Genomic DNA, 16,189 nt, shown 5'->3' on the forward strand with positions numbered 1-16,189 from the left:
ACTGCTCTTCCCCCGATCGACTGCGGCGGACGAAGATGGTCGACATGGCAAATTCTCGCGATATTCTCCGGTTGACTGCGTTCAGTTCGGAACCGGCCGGCGGCAATCCGGCCGGCGTGCTGCTCGACGCCCGTGGGCTCGACGACTCCGAATTACAATCTGTTGCAGCCGAAATCGGGTATGCAGAGACGGCGTTTCTCACCGAACCGGAACTCGGAGACAACCCGCGCCACAGCAGGATCCGCTACTTCTCCCCCATCGCCGAAGTACCGTTCTGCGGTCATGCCACCATCGCGACAGCCGTAGCACTCACCGAGCGCGACGGCAGCGGAACCTTCGTTTTCGAAACACCGATCGGACCGGTATCCATCGACACGGCGACCGACGAAGACGGGCGATCCACCGCGACCTTCACCAGCGTCGAACCATCGGTCACGCCGATCGATCATGCTGTGCTCACAGCACTGCTCGGGCTCATCGGCGTCGATTCGTCTGCACTGGACCAGCGGTATCCCGCCATGCTCTCGTACGCCGGCAACACGCACCCGATCGTTGTCCTTCGGGATCAGGGGACGTTCGACGAGTTCACCTTCGATCCATCCGCAATGCGAACTCTGATGGACGCGCAGGGGTGGGCGGGCACGGTGACGATCCTGCATCCCCTCGACGACAACACCTTCGAAGCTCGAAATCTGTTTCCGGTCGGAAACATCGTCGAGGATCCCGCGACCGGGTCTGCAGCGGCGTCGACCGGCGGTTACCTGCGCAAACTCGAACCCGCGGCCACTCCTCGCCGGATCACCATCCACCAGGGCCGACACGTCGGGCGACCCAGCGTTCTCGCGGTCGAGATCCCGGTCGACGGCGGTATCGCGGTCACGGGCACCTCCGTGCCCATCACCGATCCGCGGTAGCTGCCCGGCGATGAGTTTCTCCGGGTCCGCAGGTCTACATCACCACACCGTCACAAGACCATGGCATCGAACCGGGAGAACATCATGTCTGCAATCGCGTCAACCGCACACAACCTCCACCTCACCAAGCCGCGTGCCGTACTCGGCGCCACCGTCATTGCCCTCGTCGTCAACCTGATCCTGTGGTTGGTCGGCCTGGCATTGGGCGGATCGTTCGAGATGACAGATCAGGGAAAGGTGGCGAGCGTCGCGCCCGGCGGGGTCATCACACTGACGGTAGTGCCGTTGCTGGTCGGTTTGTCGCTCGCAATGTTGATCTCACTGAAGTGGGAGCCGATCATCCGCGTGGCTCAGGTCGTGGGTGCAGTGTTTGCGCTCGGCACCATCGCTCTGACGATCGCTGCGGACTTCGACGCCGCCAGCACGGTCATGCTCGCTCTGATGCACGTGGTTGTCGCCGCGGGCGTCGTCGTCGCGCTCGAGGCTGTACGTCGGTCTCCGTCGAACTAGACCGCGGTTGGCGGCGCGGAATACGTCTCGACGATTTCGGCTGCCACGTCGCGCAACCTGGTGTTCGTGGTCTGAGACTGCTTGCGCAGCATGTGAAATGCGGTGTCGGCGTCGATCCGATGGATGGCCATCAGCATGCCTTTGGCCTGTTCTATCGGCGCCCGGGTCTCGAGCGCGCGTTGCAGGGCATCAGCCACCGCCCTGGCAGATTTGAAGCGAGAGAAGTCGCCGATCGCGCGTGAGACTGTTGTCGTGAGGATCTCCATGACGTCCGCGTCGACGCTGTCGAAGGCCGCTGGAGCGCGTCCGTACAGGTTGAACGAACCGAGCCGTTGATCCGGTGTGAAGAGCGGCGCCGCGAGAAATGACTTGATTCCTTCGTCTTTCGCCGCCGCCGCGAACCGTGGCCAGCGTTCCGCACTTCTCTCGGCGTCGACGACAACGGTTTCACCGGTTCGGGCTGCGTGCAGACACGGTCCGTCGCCGGCGTCGTACTGCTCGATGTCGACGCGTAGAGTCCGCGAATCTGTGTGAACGGCGGTGTAGGTCTGTCCCGCCAGATCGATCGTGACCCCGATGCTGTCGGCCCCGTCGATGGCGTCGTTCGCGATTTCGACGGCGCGCTGGAGCAGGATCACGAGTTCGTCCTCGTCGCCGATACTTCCCCCGAGCGCTACCAGCAACTCTCGGACCGCGCTTGCAGTCAGTCGAGTTTCCGCAGCCTCGACGGCGACGTCAGCGCCGGCTGCCGTCGCATCGTCCGGCATCACCGACGGGACCGAATCCTCGGTTCGCGGGTCGAAGCCTCTGGGGTCGAAAGCGGTATCCACGACGAAGCATTCTTCCAGTTTCGAGGGCAGGAAGGAGAGTGAGTTCGGCGACAAAACCCGGCAAACCGGCGAGCTGTCATCGCCATCGGTGGAGTGCGGCGCCGAGATTTCTTTTCGCCCGAGTGTGTTGGCCGCGAACCGCGTCCGGGCTCAGTTCCAGAACTGTCGCGATCTGCGGATACGTCATACCCTCCACTTCCCGCAGGACCCAGGCGGCGCGCTGGTGCAGGGGCAGGCGATCGAGTTCGGATTCCAAGGCGTCGAGAAATGCTGTGCCGCATACTTCTTCGCTCGGATCGCGTAATCGGGGATCGGCTTCTTCGCGGAGTTCGTCCACGTCGGCGGCGCAGGAGCCGACTTTTCGATAGAAATCCGCGATCTTGCGAGAACAGATCGCGAACAACCACGTCTTGATGCTCGAGCGCCGCTGAAACCCCGGAAGTTGGCGCCACGCGGCAACGCACGTTTCCTGGACGATGTCGTCGACGTCACTCTCGCTCGCGAGCAGTCGACGGGCAAATCGATACAAGTGCGGGCCGTATCGGCGAACGATGACATCGAAGGCTGCGTGATCGCCGAGCATTGCCGACTCGACCAGCACCTCGTCACTGAAGTCGGCCAGCAAGCCGTCGAATTGATCTGCCACCGCGCACACTCCTACTAGGGAGCCGTCGCGGGAGTGAGGCCTGGCTATTCTACCGCGTCCAAGCAGACGTCCACATCGAAGCCTGCGGGAGCGCTCTCAGCCGTCGAGTGCGGAGGCAATGACGGGGAGCCCACGCGGCGCCCCGCCGTTGATCAGTTTCTCGAGCAGATCCTGGTCGAGATGCTGTTCCACCAGGTCGGCAAGCAGGTCGAGTTGTTGCTCGCGCACGGCGGCAACCGAGGTGTCGGGTGCAACAACAAAACCGGTAACCGCGATCTCCCGCAGCAGACTGCGCCGATAGTCGTCACTTTCGAGGAGTCCGTGCCAGTGGGTTCCTCGAACAGACCCTCGCACGCTACCTTCCGGTGTGCCTTCGGAACCCTCCAACAGTGGACGGTCGCCGTTGCGGACTACCCGGCCGTGATGAATCTCGTACCCGGACACCGAGATACCGTCTGCCGTGCCGGTCACCTGCGTCAGCACCTTGTCGGGTGCGAACTCGATCTCGAGATCCAGCAGTCCGAGTCCCGCCGTGGTACCCGACCCCGATTCGACGTCGTCTACGATGGACTTGCCCAGCATCTGATAGCCACCGCAGACTCCCAGCACTGCCTGCCCGCGACCTGCGCGAGCGATGATCTCGTCGGCCAGACCGGTACTGCGCAACCACTCGAGATCGCTGACAGTGGACTTGCTCCCCGGAATCACCACGAGGTCCGCGTCGCGAATACGTGCCGCGTCGGTGATCCACGAAACCGCAACGCCCGGTTCACATGCCAGTGCCTCGACGTCCGTCGAATTGGAGATCCTCGGCAGCCTGATCGCGGCGACGCTCAACCACCGATCCCCCAGAGGCGGACGCGGTCGGCCGACGGGAGCATTCCCGGTCACCCCCAACGAGTCTTCGGCATCGAGCCAGAGGTCGTCGGCAAAGGGAATCACGCCGAGCGTCGGCCGACCGGTGAGGCTGTGCAGTTGTTCGAGGCCGGGTTCCAACAGGGCAACGTCGCCGCGGAATTTGTTGATCACGAACCCGGCGATCAACGACTGATCGCTCGGCGAGAGCACCGCTACGGTGCCGAAAAGATGGGCCAGAACGCCGCCGCGATCGATGTCACCGACGACGACGACCGGAATCCGTGCGGCCTCTGCCAACCCCATGTTGGCAAGATCCGTTGCGCGTAGGTTGATTTCGGCCGGTGAACCGGCGCCTTCACAGATCACGACGTCGAACTCGGATCGAAGCGATTCGAGATCCTCGGCCACGACTCCTCGAAGCCACTGGCGATGCTGCATGTAGTCGCGAGCACCCACCGTGGTGGTCGCCTTGCCCCGAACGACAAGCTGCGACGTCCGGTCACTGCCCGGCTTGAGCAGCACCGGATTGAATCGAACACTCGGTTCGAGCCCGCACGCCCGTGCCTGAAGGGCCTGCGCACGGCCGATCTCTCCGCCGTCGAGCGTGACGACGGAATTGTTCGACATGTTCTGTGCTTTGAAGGGCGCGACTCGGACGCCTCGACGCGCCAACATGCGACACAATCCGGCCACCAGAACGCTCTTGCCGGCATCGGACGTTGTGCCCGCTACCAGCAGAGCGCCATGCATCTCCGAACTCAAGGCAGGGTGAGAATCTCTGCACCGCTCTCGGTGACCACCAGGGTGTGCTCGAACTGTGCCGTCCACTTGCGATCCTTGGTGACGACGGTCCAGCCGTCCTCCCAGATCTCGTAGTCGATACCACCGAGGTTGATCATCGGTTCGATCGTGAAGACCATGCCCGGTTCGATGATGGTCTCGACCGCGGGCTCGTCGTAGTGCAGGATCACGAGACCGTTGTGGAAGGTCTCACCGATTCCGTGCCCGGTGAAATCCCGGACGACGCCGTACCCGAAGCGGTGGGCGTACGACTCGATGACGCGTCCGATCACGTTGAGCGCGCGGCCGGGCTTGACGGCTTTGATGGCTCGCATCGTTGCCTCGTGTGTGCGCTCGACGAGCAAGCGGTTCTCCTCGGACACATCACCGGCAAGGAACGTCGCGTTGGTGTCCCCGTGTACCCCGTTGATGTACGCGGTGACGTCGATGTTGACGATGTCGCCATCCTGGATCACGGTCGAGTCCGGGATTCCGTGGCAGATCACCTCGTTGAGGGACGTGCAGCACGACTTGGGAAAGCTCTTGTAGCCCAACGTCGACGGGTAGGCGCCGTGGTCGAGCATGAACTCGTGTGCGATGCGGTCGAGCTCGTCGGTCGTGGTACCGGGAGCCACCGCCTTGCCGGCTTCCTGGAGTGCGCCTGCGGCGATCTTGCTGGCGATGCGCATCGCCTCGATAGTCTCCGGCGTCTGAACCCAGGGCTCGTTGCCCTCTTTGGCGGTCGGCTTCCACGCGTACTCGGGCCGCTCGATCTTCGAGGGCACTGCGAGGACGGGAGAGACGGTTCCAGGGACCAATGGGGTGCGCACAGACATGCAGAACAGCCTAGACCTCGCGTCGCACGTCAGCCGGATGCACTCCAGTTCCGGAAAGCAGGATCGAGCAGGACCCTGACGGGGGTCGACATCGTCTGTCCGAATTTCTCGAAGAGTTCGTCACGGGATTCGAAGGTGCCCAGATCACGGTCGACGAATTCGGAGAAGTCCAAGCAATCACATGAAACCGACTTACCCCAACTGATCGGAGCACGTCCGATCGCGTCGAACAGAGTTTCCTCGCCGGCGTTCGTGAACGGTTCGACAGATGAGACCGCAGAGACTTCTGGAAGGGCCGGGAGTGAAACGATCTCGGAGATATCCCGCCAGCGTTCGTCGACCAGGAATTCCGGCCAGGCCAGCAGCACTGATTTCGGAATCACCGCATGTAGATGCCGAAATCGTGGATACCAGAACTCCCCACGGAGTACGAGACCGCGCACTCGGGTGGCGATACCGCGGCGGCGAGCCAACGCTTCGACGACGGCAAGTCTCTGACTGCACGATCCGCGTCGTCGACTCAATGTCACCGACACGGGTTGCCGGTCGTCGAGCCCGTAGACCGCCCGAATCCTTGCGCCGACGCTGCGATGCGCCGACACCAAGAACTCCTGCGCGGACTGAATTGCACCTCCCGCAATGTCGTCGTAGAGGCGGGCCACGTCGTCGTTGCCCCAGTCGAGAATCGGCGTCGCGGCTACATCGCCACCCGACGCGTCGTGGCGGATGTCACCGTCGCGGATCCCGCCGAGCAGCACGCACGTCATGGCTCGACCGTAGTGTGCGACCGGAACCAGTGCGCGACCGGAATCCGTCGAGCCTGACAGAATCCGACCCGTGAAGAAATGGCTGCTGTTGATCACCGCGATCCTGACCGAGGTGTCTGCGACCCTGTCGTTGCGCGCGGCCCTCGATCACCCCGCCTGGTACGTCGTGGTCGTCGCCGGATATCTGGCGGCGTTCACCGCTTTGTCGTTCGTCCTGCGAGAGGGCATGGGACTCGGTGTTGCATACGGAATCTGGGGCGCAACCGGAGTCGTCCTGACCGCGGTGTTCGCGACTGCCCTTTTCGGGGATCCTCTGACGGCCACCATGGGCGTTGGGATTACATTGGTCATCGGCGGAGTGCTGTGCGTCGAACTCGGCTCTCAGGCAGCAGCCGACAGCGGACCGGCGGATCCGGCATGACCTTCGTGTTTCTGATCGCTGCGATTATTTCCGAGGTCACCGCAACACTCTCACTGAGGATGGCGTCGCAGGACGGCAGCGACAAGCGTTGGTTTGCAGTTGTCGCCGTGGGGTATCTCGCCGCTTTTGCCTTCCTCACACTCGCACTCGACGCGGGCCTGACGATCGGCGTGGCGTACGGCATCTGGACCGCGTGCGGGGTGGCGCTGACCGCAATCGCATCCCGCATTCTCTTTCGCGAACCGCTGACCAAACTGATGATCGTAGGGATCTGTCTCATCGCCGCAGGCGTGCTTCTCATCGAACTCGGAGCGGGTCACTGAGCCCAGCACATTTCAGTGTAAGGTTTACCTAACTTTGCTCTGGAGGTAGTCCGCGGTGCTGATCCCTGCCCTTCGTGAAATCGACGACGGTCCACACCTGGACGACGGTCCCCACGTGCGGGAAACCGACCGCCACACTCCGATGGCGCGTGCCGTCCCGGCGCCATTTCAACTGACGACGTACATCGTCGAGACCGACCACATCACCCGGTGGCCACAGCACGCTCATGCCGAGCACGAACTGATCTGGTCCGATCGGGGCGTCGTCAACATGATCATCGACAATCAACTCTGGACCGTCACGCCCGGCGTCGGCCTGTGGATCCCTCGCGGAGTCCTCCACGAAGGTCAGGCCAATCCCCACGTCGCATTCCGTGCCACCCTCTTCACGCCCGAGTTGTGGACTCCCGCCTGGAACGAACCGTGCATCGTGACGTTGAGTGAAGCGGCCCGGGTACTGCTCATCCACCTCGCGCACACCGGAATGCCTGCCGAACAACGCCTTCGGGCGCAGCAGGTCTGCGTCGATCTCCTCACTCCCGCATCGGCTCCGCATTTCGACGTGCCGATCCCCCGCGATCCGCGGCTACGGATACTCGTCGACAAGGTGCTGTCGGACCCCGCCGACGATCGATCACTCGATCAGTGGGCGCACGTTCTCAGCCTCAGCCGACGCACGGTCACCCGGATTTTTGCCGCAGAACTCGCCCTGAGTTTTGCGCAGTGGCGCACTCTGGTTCGCATGAGCACAGCCCTCGGCATGCTCGGGACCGGAATGAGTGTGAACGCCGTCAGCCGCCGTGTCGGTTACGGGACGTCGAGTTCCTTCATCGCCGCTTTTCGCAAGACGGTCGGCTACACCCCCGGCAATGCGCTCGCCGCTGTCAACTGACTCGAGCCTGACCTGTTGTCGACATCGGCTGGCCCCTTCGCTACACGCACGCGCCCTACATTCACTTAGGTAAGCCTGCTCTCATGTGCGTACCGCGCTGAGTCGTGCAAGCACTTCCCCGATCAATCCCGAGGAGTTTCGCGTGTTCAGATCTGCCCGTCAGAGAATTCGTCCGCAACGGAAGAGGCGAATTGTCGTTGCGCTGATGGTGGCGGCCGCACTGCCTCTGACCGGCTGCACGCAGTCGTCATCGGACGCCCAGGAAAATAGTTCGTCGGCATCCGCTGTCGAGGACGGCGCATATCCCGTCACGATCGAGCACGCATTCGGCGGCACCACCATCGACAAGGAACCGACACGGATCCTCACCCTCGATTCCGCGGCGGCAGACACCGTCATCGCCCTCGGCGTCACCCCGATCGCGATGCAGAAGGACTCGTGGGCCGGCGACGCCGACGGGTTCCTGCCGTGGACGCGGGCCGAACTCGAAAAGTCAGGCCAGACGCTGCCCACCCCCGCGCCGTACTACTCCGACAGCGGTGAGCTTCTGTTCGAGCAGATTCTCAATGCCGCGCCCGATCTGATTCTTGCCCCGTACTCGGGCTTCTCCGAGCAGGATTACCAGCGGCTGAGCTCGATCGCACCTACCCTTCCCTACGACACCAAGCCGTATCAGCCGAGCTCGTGGCAAAACCTCGCCACCGATGTCGGCAAGGCCCTCGGCCGTCCCGCTCAGACCGCAGCGCTGATCAAGTCGGTTGAGGAAACGGTTCAGGAGTCGAAGGCGAGCCATCCCGAATTCAACGGAGTCACCTTTGCCTTCGGGTCCTATATCCGCGAAGGAGAAACCGAAACCGCCATCTACGGCCCGGACGATCCACGCGTCAAGTTTGTCGAAAACCTCGGGCTCACAGTCGCTCCCGACGTAGTGAACGGCGCCAAGAACTTCGCCGGCGACTCGTTCTTGTTCGGCATCAGCATGGAGAAGCTCGACACGATCAACACCGACGTTTATCTCGGCTGGGCAAGCGATCAGTCGGAGGTCGACAGCACGTTGGCCAACACTCTGTTTGCACGGTGGCCGGTCATCGCCAACGGAAAAGACTTGTGGATCACCGACAATCGCCTGACGGCCGCGACCATGTACGTCAGTGTTCTGAGCGTCCCGTGGGCAACCGACCAGCTCGTGCCTCAGTTGACCGAACTGGTTGCGAAGTAGCAGCTCGACCCTCCTGATCAGAGATTTGAAGGCCACTCACTGCGCAGCGTTGCAAAAACCACAGTGTCGGTCCACTCGTTCTTGATCCACGCGTTCTGCCGAAAATGCGCCTCTCGCCGCATCCCGATTCGCCGCGCGAGTCGTGCCGAGGATTCGTTTCTCGCATCCATCTGCGCAACCACACGGCGTAATCGGGGTGTTGCGAACACCAGGTCGATCAGAGCGGTCACAGCTTCCGTCGCGAATCCTCGGCCGCCGAAGTCGGGCGAGAATGCCCACCCGACTTCAGCCGTGTGCGCGGTTTCGGCTGTGCAACCCGATTCCTCGACTAGCCAGGCACTCACACTTCCGACAACCATGCCGTCACTTTCAACGACAAGTGCTACCGCTCCGGCAGCAAGGTCACGACGAGAGATCCTGCTCTGCACAGCCTCTCGAGCCTCCGCGAGATCCCAGGGATCGTTCAGCAAATACCGGCATACGTCGCTGCGCCCGTAGAAGGTGAGGAGATCCCGGTGATCGCCTGGACGGTAGGTACGAAGCACCAACCGATCCGTCCGAATCATTTCCGGTGCAGTCGTCGTCGCCTCACCTACGTCCGCCATATCCATGCCGACACGGTAGGTTCTTTCGAATTCGCAGGCGAATGAATATCGCAATGCCGTGCAGCGCTCAATGTTTGATTTGCCCTCCGACGGGCTACTTCACCACCGTAAAAGGTCGGAATACGGAGTTATGCCAGGCAATTTCGCACTTGAAATCTAGGGGCGGTCATGTCCGAGGATTCACTGGTCAAGCAGGGTGTAGCAAAAGGAAGCGCCCTGGGCGGAGCGGTTCTCCTCGTCACTGTCGGTGTGCTCGAAATTCTCCAAGGCATCTCGGCGATATCCGAGGACGACGTTATTGTCGTCGGCCCTGAATACGCGTACCAATTCGACCTCACCTCCTGGGGATGGATTCACCTCGCACTCGGCGTGCTCGTCACCGCTGTCGGAATCATGCTCTTCACCGGCGCGACGTGGGCACGGGTAGGCGCGATAATCTTCTGTTCGCTGTCGATCCTCGCGAATTTCCTGTGGCTACCCCACTCGCCGTGGTGGTCGATCACCATCATCGCGCTCGACGTGTTCGTCATCTGGGCTGTCGCGACATGGAATCCCGACGTGATCTGAGGCCACACCTTCGGTTCCACCCCTCGACTTCAACGTTTTCATCTGTGCGGCAGCAGTTTCCCTCCGGAGAGGAACACGATGGCAAACGGCACGAGCGACGGCCCACTCCACGAGGACGAACGTGCCGAACTAGCCCGGTTACGCGAAGAAGTAACAACACTTCGCGAGCAGACTCCCAGCGCCCGCGAAACGACCGTCGAGAAAGTCTCCCGACCACCTCGACACGGGCTGCGGTGGACCGCGGTGACTATCCTGCTGGTGCTGGTAGCACTACTCGCAGTCTTGTCGGTAACCACCCGCTTCGTTCGAAGTCAGATCCTCGACACGGACCGCTACGTCAGCACGGTAGCGCCGCTGGGTGAGAATCCAGCCGTGCAAGCGGAGATCACGAATCAAGTCACGGACGAGATATTCGATCGCGTCGACGTCGAGGGGCTCACCACCGAGGCACTCACCGCATTGACGGACGTTTCGAATCTCGCAGCCAACGCGCCTCGAGTGGACCAGGCGCTGGTGGGTTTGGCACCGGTGATCGCCGGCCAGGCGAAGAGTTTCGTCCACGACACAGTGGGCTCACTCGTACAGACGCAGCAGTTCGAAGACCTGTGGATTCAAGCCAACCGAGCGGCGCACAACTCTCTCGTCGCAGTGATGACCGGAAACTACGGCCCCGACTCCGTCGAGGTCGACCAGAGCGGAACCGTCAGCATTTCACTGAGCACGATCATCGACCGGGTGAAAACGGCCTTGACCGACCGCGGCTTCGCTTTTGCAGACAAAATCCCCTCCGTGGACAAGGAATTTGTCCTCTTCCAGTCCCCCGAACTGGTGAAGGCCCAGCGAGCTGTCTCGGCACTCGACAAAGTGTCGTCGGTGTTGCCATGGCTGGGAATCGCCTGCGCCGCAGCCGCAGTCGCCGTTGCCCCTAGCGGTCGAAGGCTCCGTGCACTGTCCCTGGTCGGCCTGTCGATCGCCTTGGGAATGCTTGTTCTCGCGATCGGAATTCTGATCGGGCGTGCAATCTACCTCGACAGTGTCCCCACCGACATTCTCTCGCCCGACGCCGCCACAGCGGTCATCGACACTGTTCTGGTGCCGCTGCGGACGAGCCTGCGCGCGGTTGCGGTCCTCGGCGTGGTGGTGGGACTCGGCGCCTACCTCGTCGGTGGGTCGTCGTCGGCGATCGCGGTTCGTCGAGGCTACGGGCAGGCGTTGGACTTCGTCCGCCATTCTGCAAGCGGCCGTAGGCCGAATCAGGTCGAGCGATGGGCCAATCAGCTTCGTGTTCCGCTGCGCTGCACAATCATCGGCATCGCCGCACTGTTGCTGCTTTTCTGGCGCTACCCCACCGGATTGGTCGTGGGCTGGATCGTCGTGATTGCCTTGGTCGCACTCGTCGCACTGGAAGTGCTGGTTCGTCCTGCCCGCGCTGCCGCACAGGAAAACGAGAAAACTACGCCAGCGCCTTTGCCTTGACGGCCTGGAATTCCTGTTCGTTGATCGCGCCGGAGTCGAGAAGCTCTCTGGCGTCGGCGATCTGCTGAGTCGGAGATTTGCCGGCGACGGTTCGGATGTAGTCACTTTGCGCGTGTATGTGCTGTTGGGCGGCCTCCATCGACCGCCGAGTCATTCCGTCATTCTTGACGACCACGTAGATCATTGCGGACAAGAATGGAATGACGAAGAGGAATATCATCCATAAAGCTTTGGCCCAGCCCGAAGTCTCTTGATCACGGAACAAGTCGGTGATGATCGAGAACAGCACACTCAAGTAGGCCACAAACGCAAAGCAAACGAAGATGAACCAGAAGAATTCCCAGAAGCCTTCCATGTCAACGCTCCCTGTACTCGGTTTCCATATAAGGAGTCGGGAGACTGACGTTCCGCGCCTGAAATCCGCATGCGGCCAGAACTCCCTGGTCCAAGGTCATTTCAGTATGCGCCGACGACGTCCGTTCCGGCTACAGCTCGAGTGAGTTGAGGCTCGCCGACCGCTCATCCAGTATCGGAATCACGATTCTCCGATTCAAGATCTCTTGTGTGGCCGCCTTTTCGACGAGGAGAGGTACGAAGTCACGGATCCGACAGCCGACAAAGCGCTCGTGAATTTTGCGCACTCTGGCTTCCATCTCCGCTGGCGAAACGGCGGGATAGCGGGAAATCAGGCGAGTGATCACCCGCTCGACGTGGAGCAACTCTTCGTCGCCAGTCATCCATTAATGGTCGTCCGTCCAGACGAGCACGTCAAGACTCGAAACAGGTTCGAAAACAACACGATTCGGGTCTCGATCACGGGGAGAATAGGTTGACCGAATACGGGGCATACACATACGAGCGGACGATCCCCGCACGCTCACGATGCGCTCACGATGGCAGGGAGTCGAAGTGGGAAAGAACGCTCGGACTCGCCGCGACGACACGGCGTCGATTCTTCACGACGACGCGGCACCCGTCGCAGAAAAGCCGATGAAGAACAAGGCGTACCGCCGCGAACTCAAGCCTCTCCACGGCGAACTCGTGGCTTTGCAGGAGTGGGTCAAATCGTCTGGCGCCAAGGTCTGCGTCGTATTCGAGGGGCGAGATACCGCGGGGAAGGGCGGTGTCATCAAGGCCATCACCGAGCGAGTGAGTCCGCGAGTATTCCGGGTCGTTGCGCTGCCCGCCCCGACCGAACGCGAACACTCGCAGATGTACGTCCAGCGTTACGTCCCGCATCTTCCGGCGGCTGGTGAGATCGTCATCTTCGACCGAAGTTGGTACAACCGTGCCGGTGTCGAACGGGTGATGGGCTTTTGCACCGAAGAACAGTCACATCAGTTTCTCCAGCTCATTCCGACCGTCGAGCGCGCGATCGTGGAATCCGGCGTCATTCTGCTCAAGTACTGGCTCGAGGTCAGCGAAGAGCAGCAGCTTCTGCGTTTGCAAAGCCGAATCGACGACCCTCGAAAGATCTGGAAGCTGTCAGATCTGGATCTGAAGTCGTTCAGTCATTGGTACGACTACTCGCGTGCCCGCGACGAGATGTTTCGCTTCACCGACACCGGCTGGGCACCTTGGTATGTCGCGAACAACGACGACAAGAAACGCGGGCGACTCAACATCATCAGCCACATTCTGAGTCAGATCCCTTACGAACCGTTGCAATCGACGGACATCACGTTGCCGAAGCGGCAGAAGGCCCACGGCTACCAGACGCCCAAACAACCGCTGCACTGGATTCCGACCCGGTATTGACGATCGCCAAGGAAAGGACGTGCGGTCATGAGCCCCACGCCGTGGCATGCGCAGAGCGGCGAGTCAGTCGTGTCCGCACTGCAGTCGGACCAGGAGCGCGGGCTGCAATCGGCTGATGCCGACCAGCGCCGACGACGATACGGGTCGAACGAAATCACGTCGACACCACCTCCGTCGACGTGGTCGATCGCGCTGTTACAACTGAAAGATCCGATGAACTTGATGCTGGTCGCCGTTGCTGCGGTCAGCATCGCCATCGGTGAAGTACCGACAGCAATCGTGGTGGCCGTGCTCGTCGTGCTCAACATCGTCCTCGGAACTCGACAGGAGTTGAAGGCGCGGGCCAGCGTCGACGCGCTCGCCAAGATGCAGACACCTCGAGCGCGGGTCATTCGTGACGCGAACCTGATTGAGCTCGACGCTACCGAACTGGTGCCGGGTGACGTCGTCCAAGTCGAGGCGGGAGACATCATCGCCGCCGATGGACGGTTGCTCGCCTCGACCACCCTGGAGACGCAAGAAGCCGCACTGACCGGTGAAAGCGCACCGATCCCGAAGGACCCGAAAACGCTGAGCAATCAGGATATTCCTCTCGGAGACCGGAGCAATCTGGTGTTCCAGAACACCTCGGTCACTCGCGGCACGGCAACCATGGTGGTCACCGAGACCGGGATGCAGACGCAGATCGGCCAGATAGCGTCGATGTTGTCGGCGGTCGCCCCGGGAAAGTCGCCGCTGCAACGAGAATTGGACTCTCTCACAAAACTTCTGGGGATCATCGCGTGGACGGCGGTGATCGTCATCGTCGTCATCGGACTGATTCGCGGGCAGGATCTGACAACGCTTCTGCTGCTCGGTATCGCAATGGGGGTCTCTGCAATACCGACCGGCTTACCAACTTTCGTTCAGGCGATGCTGGCGTACGGTGCCCGTCAACTGGCAGACGCCAAGGCAGTCGTGAAGAACCTGACCGATGTCGAGACACTCGGCGCGACCAGTGCGATCAACTCGGACAAGACCGGCACGTTGACCATGAACCAGATGACCGTGCGATCGCTGTACGTCCACGGCCGGTGGTACACGGTCGACGGCGAAGGTTACGCCAAGACCGGAAGGATCACGCAGGTTGCCGGCGAGGCACCACCCGACTTCACGCTCCTCGCCTACGGGTTGTGCCTCGACAGCGATGCAACGGTTTCCGATTCCGGAGAGGTTGTCGGCGACCCGACCGAGGCCGCACTTGTGGTGCTCGCGGCGAAGATCGGTGCGGACGCCCCACTCACCAGACGGACTTATCCGCGAGTCGCAACGGTTCCGTTCGATTCCGCGTACAAGTTCATGGCGACGTACCACCATCTCGAAGTCGACGGCGAAAGTCAGTTCGTCGAACTGGTCAAAGGCGGGCCTGACGTCGTCCTCGCTCGGTGTGGTTCGGCCTTCCTCCCCGGCCGTCGACCGGTACCGATCGACGAAGTCCGTGACGAGCTGACGGCAGCAAATCAGTCCATGTCCGAGAAGGGTCTTCGGGTGCTGGCTTTCGCTGTCAGACGACTCGACGGACGGGAAGAAGCCGTCGTGGCGGACCCCATGTCCTTTGTCGAGGACCTGACGTTTGTCGGCATGGCAGGCATCATCGACCCGCTGCGGCCGGAGGCAGTCGATTCGGTGCGCACCGCGCACCGCGCCGGCATCGAGGTCCGCATGATCACCGGCGACCATGCCGTCACCGCCGCCGCAATCGGTGCCGAACTCGGGCTCGGCCCGGGTTCCGTGAGCGGAAGCGATGTGCAAGCAATGACCGACGACGAACTGTCGACCGCATTGCCGAACCTGCACGTGTTCGGCCGAGTCACCCCGCAGGACAAACTTCGATTGGTCGATGTCATGCAGCGCAGTGGCGCCGTCGTCGCGATGACCGGCGATGCCGTCAACGATGCCGCCGCGTTGAAGAAGGCAGACATCGGCGTCGCCATGGGCTCTGGCAGCGAAGTGACCAAACAGGCGGGCAAGATGGTGCTCACCGACGACAACTTCGGAACACTCATCACTGCGATCACTTTGGGCCGCAACATCTACGGGAAGATCGTCTCGTACATCCGCTATCAGATGTCGAAGCTCTTCTCGTTGGTCCTCCTCTTCCTCGCTGCCAGCATCTTCAACATCAACGAGGGTGTCGCGCTGACGCCGCTGATGGTGCTGTTCCAGCACTTCTTCATTGCTCTGTTCCCCGTCGCCGTGATCATGCTCGACCCGCCGCCTCCGGATCTGATGAACAAGCCGCCACGTGATCCCAAGATGCCGATCGCACATCGAAGCGCGGTCGCGCAGTGGCTCGCGTACGGCGTCCTGCAATTTGCCGTGACCCTCGCGGCGATGCTTCTCGCACCGGGTGAAATGAGCACTACCGAAGCGAACGTCCCCATGACCACCGCATTCGTCGTCCTTTCTCTCGGTTCCATATTCGCGGGGTTGACCATGCGGCGCGATCCCGAGTCGGGTCTCGTTCCGCCGGTTCTCGGTGCTGTCAAAATCTTGACGATTCCCACGGTCGTCACCGTGTTTGCCGTTGAGGCGGGTGTCCTCCAGGACCTCCTCATGACCACCTCACTGACCGGCGCCCAATGGCTCGCCTGCCTCGGATGGTCGCTCGTCATCCCGGTTGTCGTCGAGTTGGAGAAGGCGATCCGACGCCGCCGCCTGGCACAGAGGACTGTCCCGATGCCCGCGGCCGCTGCGGTTGCCCCCGAACGCGCGCGTGTACTCCGCTGAGGGAGGGACAATCACACG

18 protein-coding genes are annotated in these 16,189 nt (G+C 61.8%); 10 read left to right on the forward strand and 8 right to left on the reverse strand.

Features of this window, described 5'->3' with window-relative positions; genetic code table 11:
- The first annotated feature begins 44 nt into the window (after positions 1-44).
- Together ACWF6P_RS24885 and ACWF6P_RS24890 are read left to right on the forward strand one after the other, a co-directional pair.
- Positions 45-914 carry a PhzF family phenazine biosynthesis protein gene (locus ACWF6P_RS24885; RefSeq protein WP_452622878.1) on the forward strand — a complete coding sequence of 290 codons (870 nt, stop codon included), beginning with the start codon at positions 45-47 and terminating at the stop codon, positions 912-914.
- 84 nt (positions 915-998) lie between these two features.
- The gene (locus tag ACWF6P_RS24890) at positions 999-1,424 is read left to right on the forward strand and encodes a DUF6069 family protein (RefSeq protein WP_452622879.1); all 426 of its coding nucleotides are present in this window, start codon (positions 999-1,001) and stop codon (positions 1,422-1,424) included.
- On the opposite strand, the gene ACWF6P_RS24895 is transcribed toward ACWF6P_RS24890, so the two are convergent.
- The 5 genes from ACWF6P_RS24895 to ACWF6P_RS24915 all read right to left on the reverse strand — a co-directional run bounded on the left by ACWF6P_RS24895 (position 1,421) and on the right by ACWF6P_RS24915 (position 6,141).
- Positions 1,421-2,254, reverse strand: coding sequence for an ANTAR domain-containing protein (locus tag ACWF6P_RS24895; protein WP_452622880.1), 834 nt, complete (start codon positions 2,252-2,254; stop codon positions 1,421-1,423). The genes ACWF6P_RS24890 and ACWF6P_RS24895 overlap by 4 nt on opposite strands.
- A 76-nt stretch (positions 2,255-2,330) precedes the next feature.
- The gene (locus ACWF6P_RS24900; protein ID WP_452622881.1) at positions 2,331-2,900 is read right to left on the reverse strand and encodes an RNA polymerase sigma factor; all 570 of its coding nucleotides are present in this window, start codon (positions 2,898-2,900) and stop codon (positions 2,331-2,333) included.
- A 96-nt stretch (positions 2,901-2,996) separates the two neighbouring features.
- Positions 2,997-4,508 (reverse strand): cobyric acid synthase, encoded by a 1,512-nt coding sequence (locus ACWF6P_RS24905; protein ID WP_452622882.1) that lies wholly within the window; start codon positions 4,506-4,508, stop codon positions 2,997-2,999.
- Between the two features lie 8 nt (positions 4,509-4,516).
- A complete protein-coding gene (gene map / locus ACWF6P_RS24910) occupies positions 4,517-5,374 on the reverse strand; it encodes a type I methionyl aminopeptidase (protein WP_378533654.1) in 858 nt (285 codons plus the stop codon).
- Positions 5,375-5,403: 29 nt separating this feature from the next.
- Positions 5,404-6,141, reverse strand: a complete 738-nt coding sequence (locus ACWF6P_RS24915) for a transglutaminase domain-containing protein (protein ID WP_378630950.1) — start codon at positions 6,139-6,141, stop codon at positions 5,404-5,406.
- A gap of 70 nt (positions 6,142-6,211) precedes the next feature.
- Between ACWF6P_RS24915 and ACWF6P_RS24920 the strand changes: the two genes are divergently transcribed.
- The 4 genes from ACWF6P_RS24920 to ACWF6P_RS24935 all read left to right on the forward strand — a co-directional run bounded on the left by ACWF6P_RS24920 (position 6,212) and on the right by ACWF6P_RS24935 (position 8,996).
- Positions 6,212-6,562, forward strand: coding sequence for a DMT family transporter (locus tag ACWF6P_RS24920; protein WP_452622883.1), 351 nt, complete (start codon positions 6,212-6,214; stop codon positions 6,560-6,562).
- Positions 6,559-6,885 (forward strand): DMT family transporter, encoded by a 327-nt coding sequence (locus ACWF6P_RS24925; protein ID WP_452622884.1) that lies wholly within the window; start codon positions 6,559-6,561, stop codon positions 6,883-6,885. Before ACWF6P_RS24920 ends, ACWF6P_RS24925 begins: the two co-directional genes overlap by 4 nt.
- A gap of 55 nt (positions 6,886-6,940) precedes the next feature.
- Positions 6,941-7,777 carry an AraC family transcriptional regulator gene (locus ACWF6P_RS24930; protein WP_452622885.1) on the forward strand — a complete coding sequence of 279 codons (837 nt, stop codon included), beginning with the start codon at positions 6,941-6,943 and terminating at the stop codon, positions 7,775-7,777.
- Positions 7,778-7,919: 142 nt separating this feature from the next.
- A complete protein-coding gene (locus ACWF6P_RS24935) occupies positions 7,920-8,996 on the forward strand; it encodes an ABC transporter substrate-binding protein (RefSeq protein ID WP_452622886.1) in 1,077 nt (358 codons plus the stop codon).
- A 17-nt stretch (positions 8,997-9,013) separates the two neighbouring features.
- Here the strand turns inward: ACWF6P_RS24935 and ACWF6P_RS24940 are convergent, their stop codons facing one another.
- Complete coding sequence (locus tag ACWF6P_RS24940) at positions 9,014-9,607, reverse strand: GNAT family N-acetyltransferase (RefSeq protein ID WP_378545775.1); 594 nt, start codon at positions 9,605-9,607, stop codon at positions 9,014-9,016.
- Positions 9,608-9,769: 162 nt separating this feature from the next.
- On the opposite strand from ACWF6P_RS24940, the gene ACWF6P_RS24945 reads away from it, so the two are divergent.
- Both ACWF6P_RS24945 and ACWF6P_RS24950 read left to right on the forward strand, forming a co-directional pair.
- Entirely contained in the window at positions 9,770-10,168 is a 399-nt protein-coding gene (locus tag ACWF6P_RS24945) for a DUF7144 family membrane protein (protein WP_378449497.1), read from the forward strand.
- Between the two features lie 78 nt (positions 10,169-10,246).
- Positions 10,247-11,644 carry a hypothetical protein gene (locus ACWF6P_RS24950; RefSeq protein WP_452622887.1) on the forward strand — a complete coding sequence of 466 codons (1,398 nt, stop codon included), beginning with the start codon at positions 10,247-10,249 and terminating at the stop codon, positions 11,642-11,644.
- Here the strand turns inward: ACWF6P_RS24950 and ACWF6P_RS24955 are convergent.
- Positions 11,622-11,999, reverse strand: coding sequence for an SHOCT domain-containing protein (locus ACWF6P_RS24955; protein ID WP_452622888.1), 378 nt, complete (start codon positions 11,997-11,999; stop codon positions 11,622-11,624). The genes ACWF6P_RS24950 and ACWF6P_RS24955 overlap by 23 nt on opposite strands.
- A gap of 130 nt (positions 12,000-12,129) precedes the next feature.
- Complete coding sequence (locus tag ACWF6P_RS24960) at positions 12,130-12,381, reverse strand: three-helix bundle dimerization domain-containing protein (protein ID WP_452622889.1); 252 nt, start codon at positions 12,379-12,381, stop codon at positions 12,130-12,132.
- Between the two features lie 172 nt (positions 12,382-12,553).
- Between ACWF6P_RS24960 and ppk2 the strand changes: the two genes are divergently transcribed.
- Together ppk2 and ACWF6P_RS24970 are read left to right on the forward strand one after the other, a co-directional pair.
- Positions 12,554-13,402 (forward strand): polyphosphate kinase 2, encoded by an 849-nt coding sequence (gene ppk2, locus ACWF6P_RS24965; protein WP_452622890.1) that lies wholly within the window; start codon positions 12,554-12,556, stop codon positions 13,400-13,402.
- Between the two features lie 27 nt (positions 13,403-13,429).
- Positions 13,430-16,171, forward strand: a complete 2,742-nt coding sequence (locus ACWF6P_RS24970) for a cation-translocating P-type ATPase (protein ID WP_452622891.1) — start codon at positions 13,430-13,432, stop codon at positions 16,169-16,171.
- Positions 16,172-16,189: the final 18 nt, after the last annotated feature.

This window comes from Rhodococcus sp. NPDC055024 (assembly GCF_053608585.1).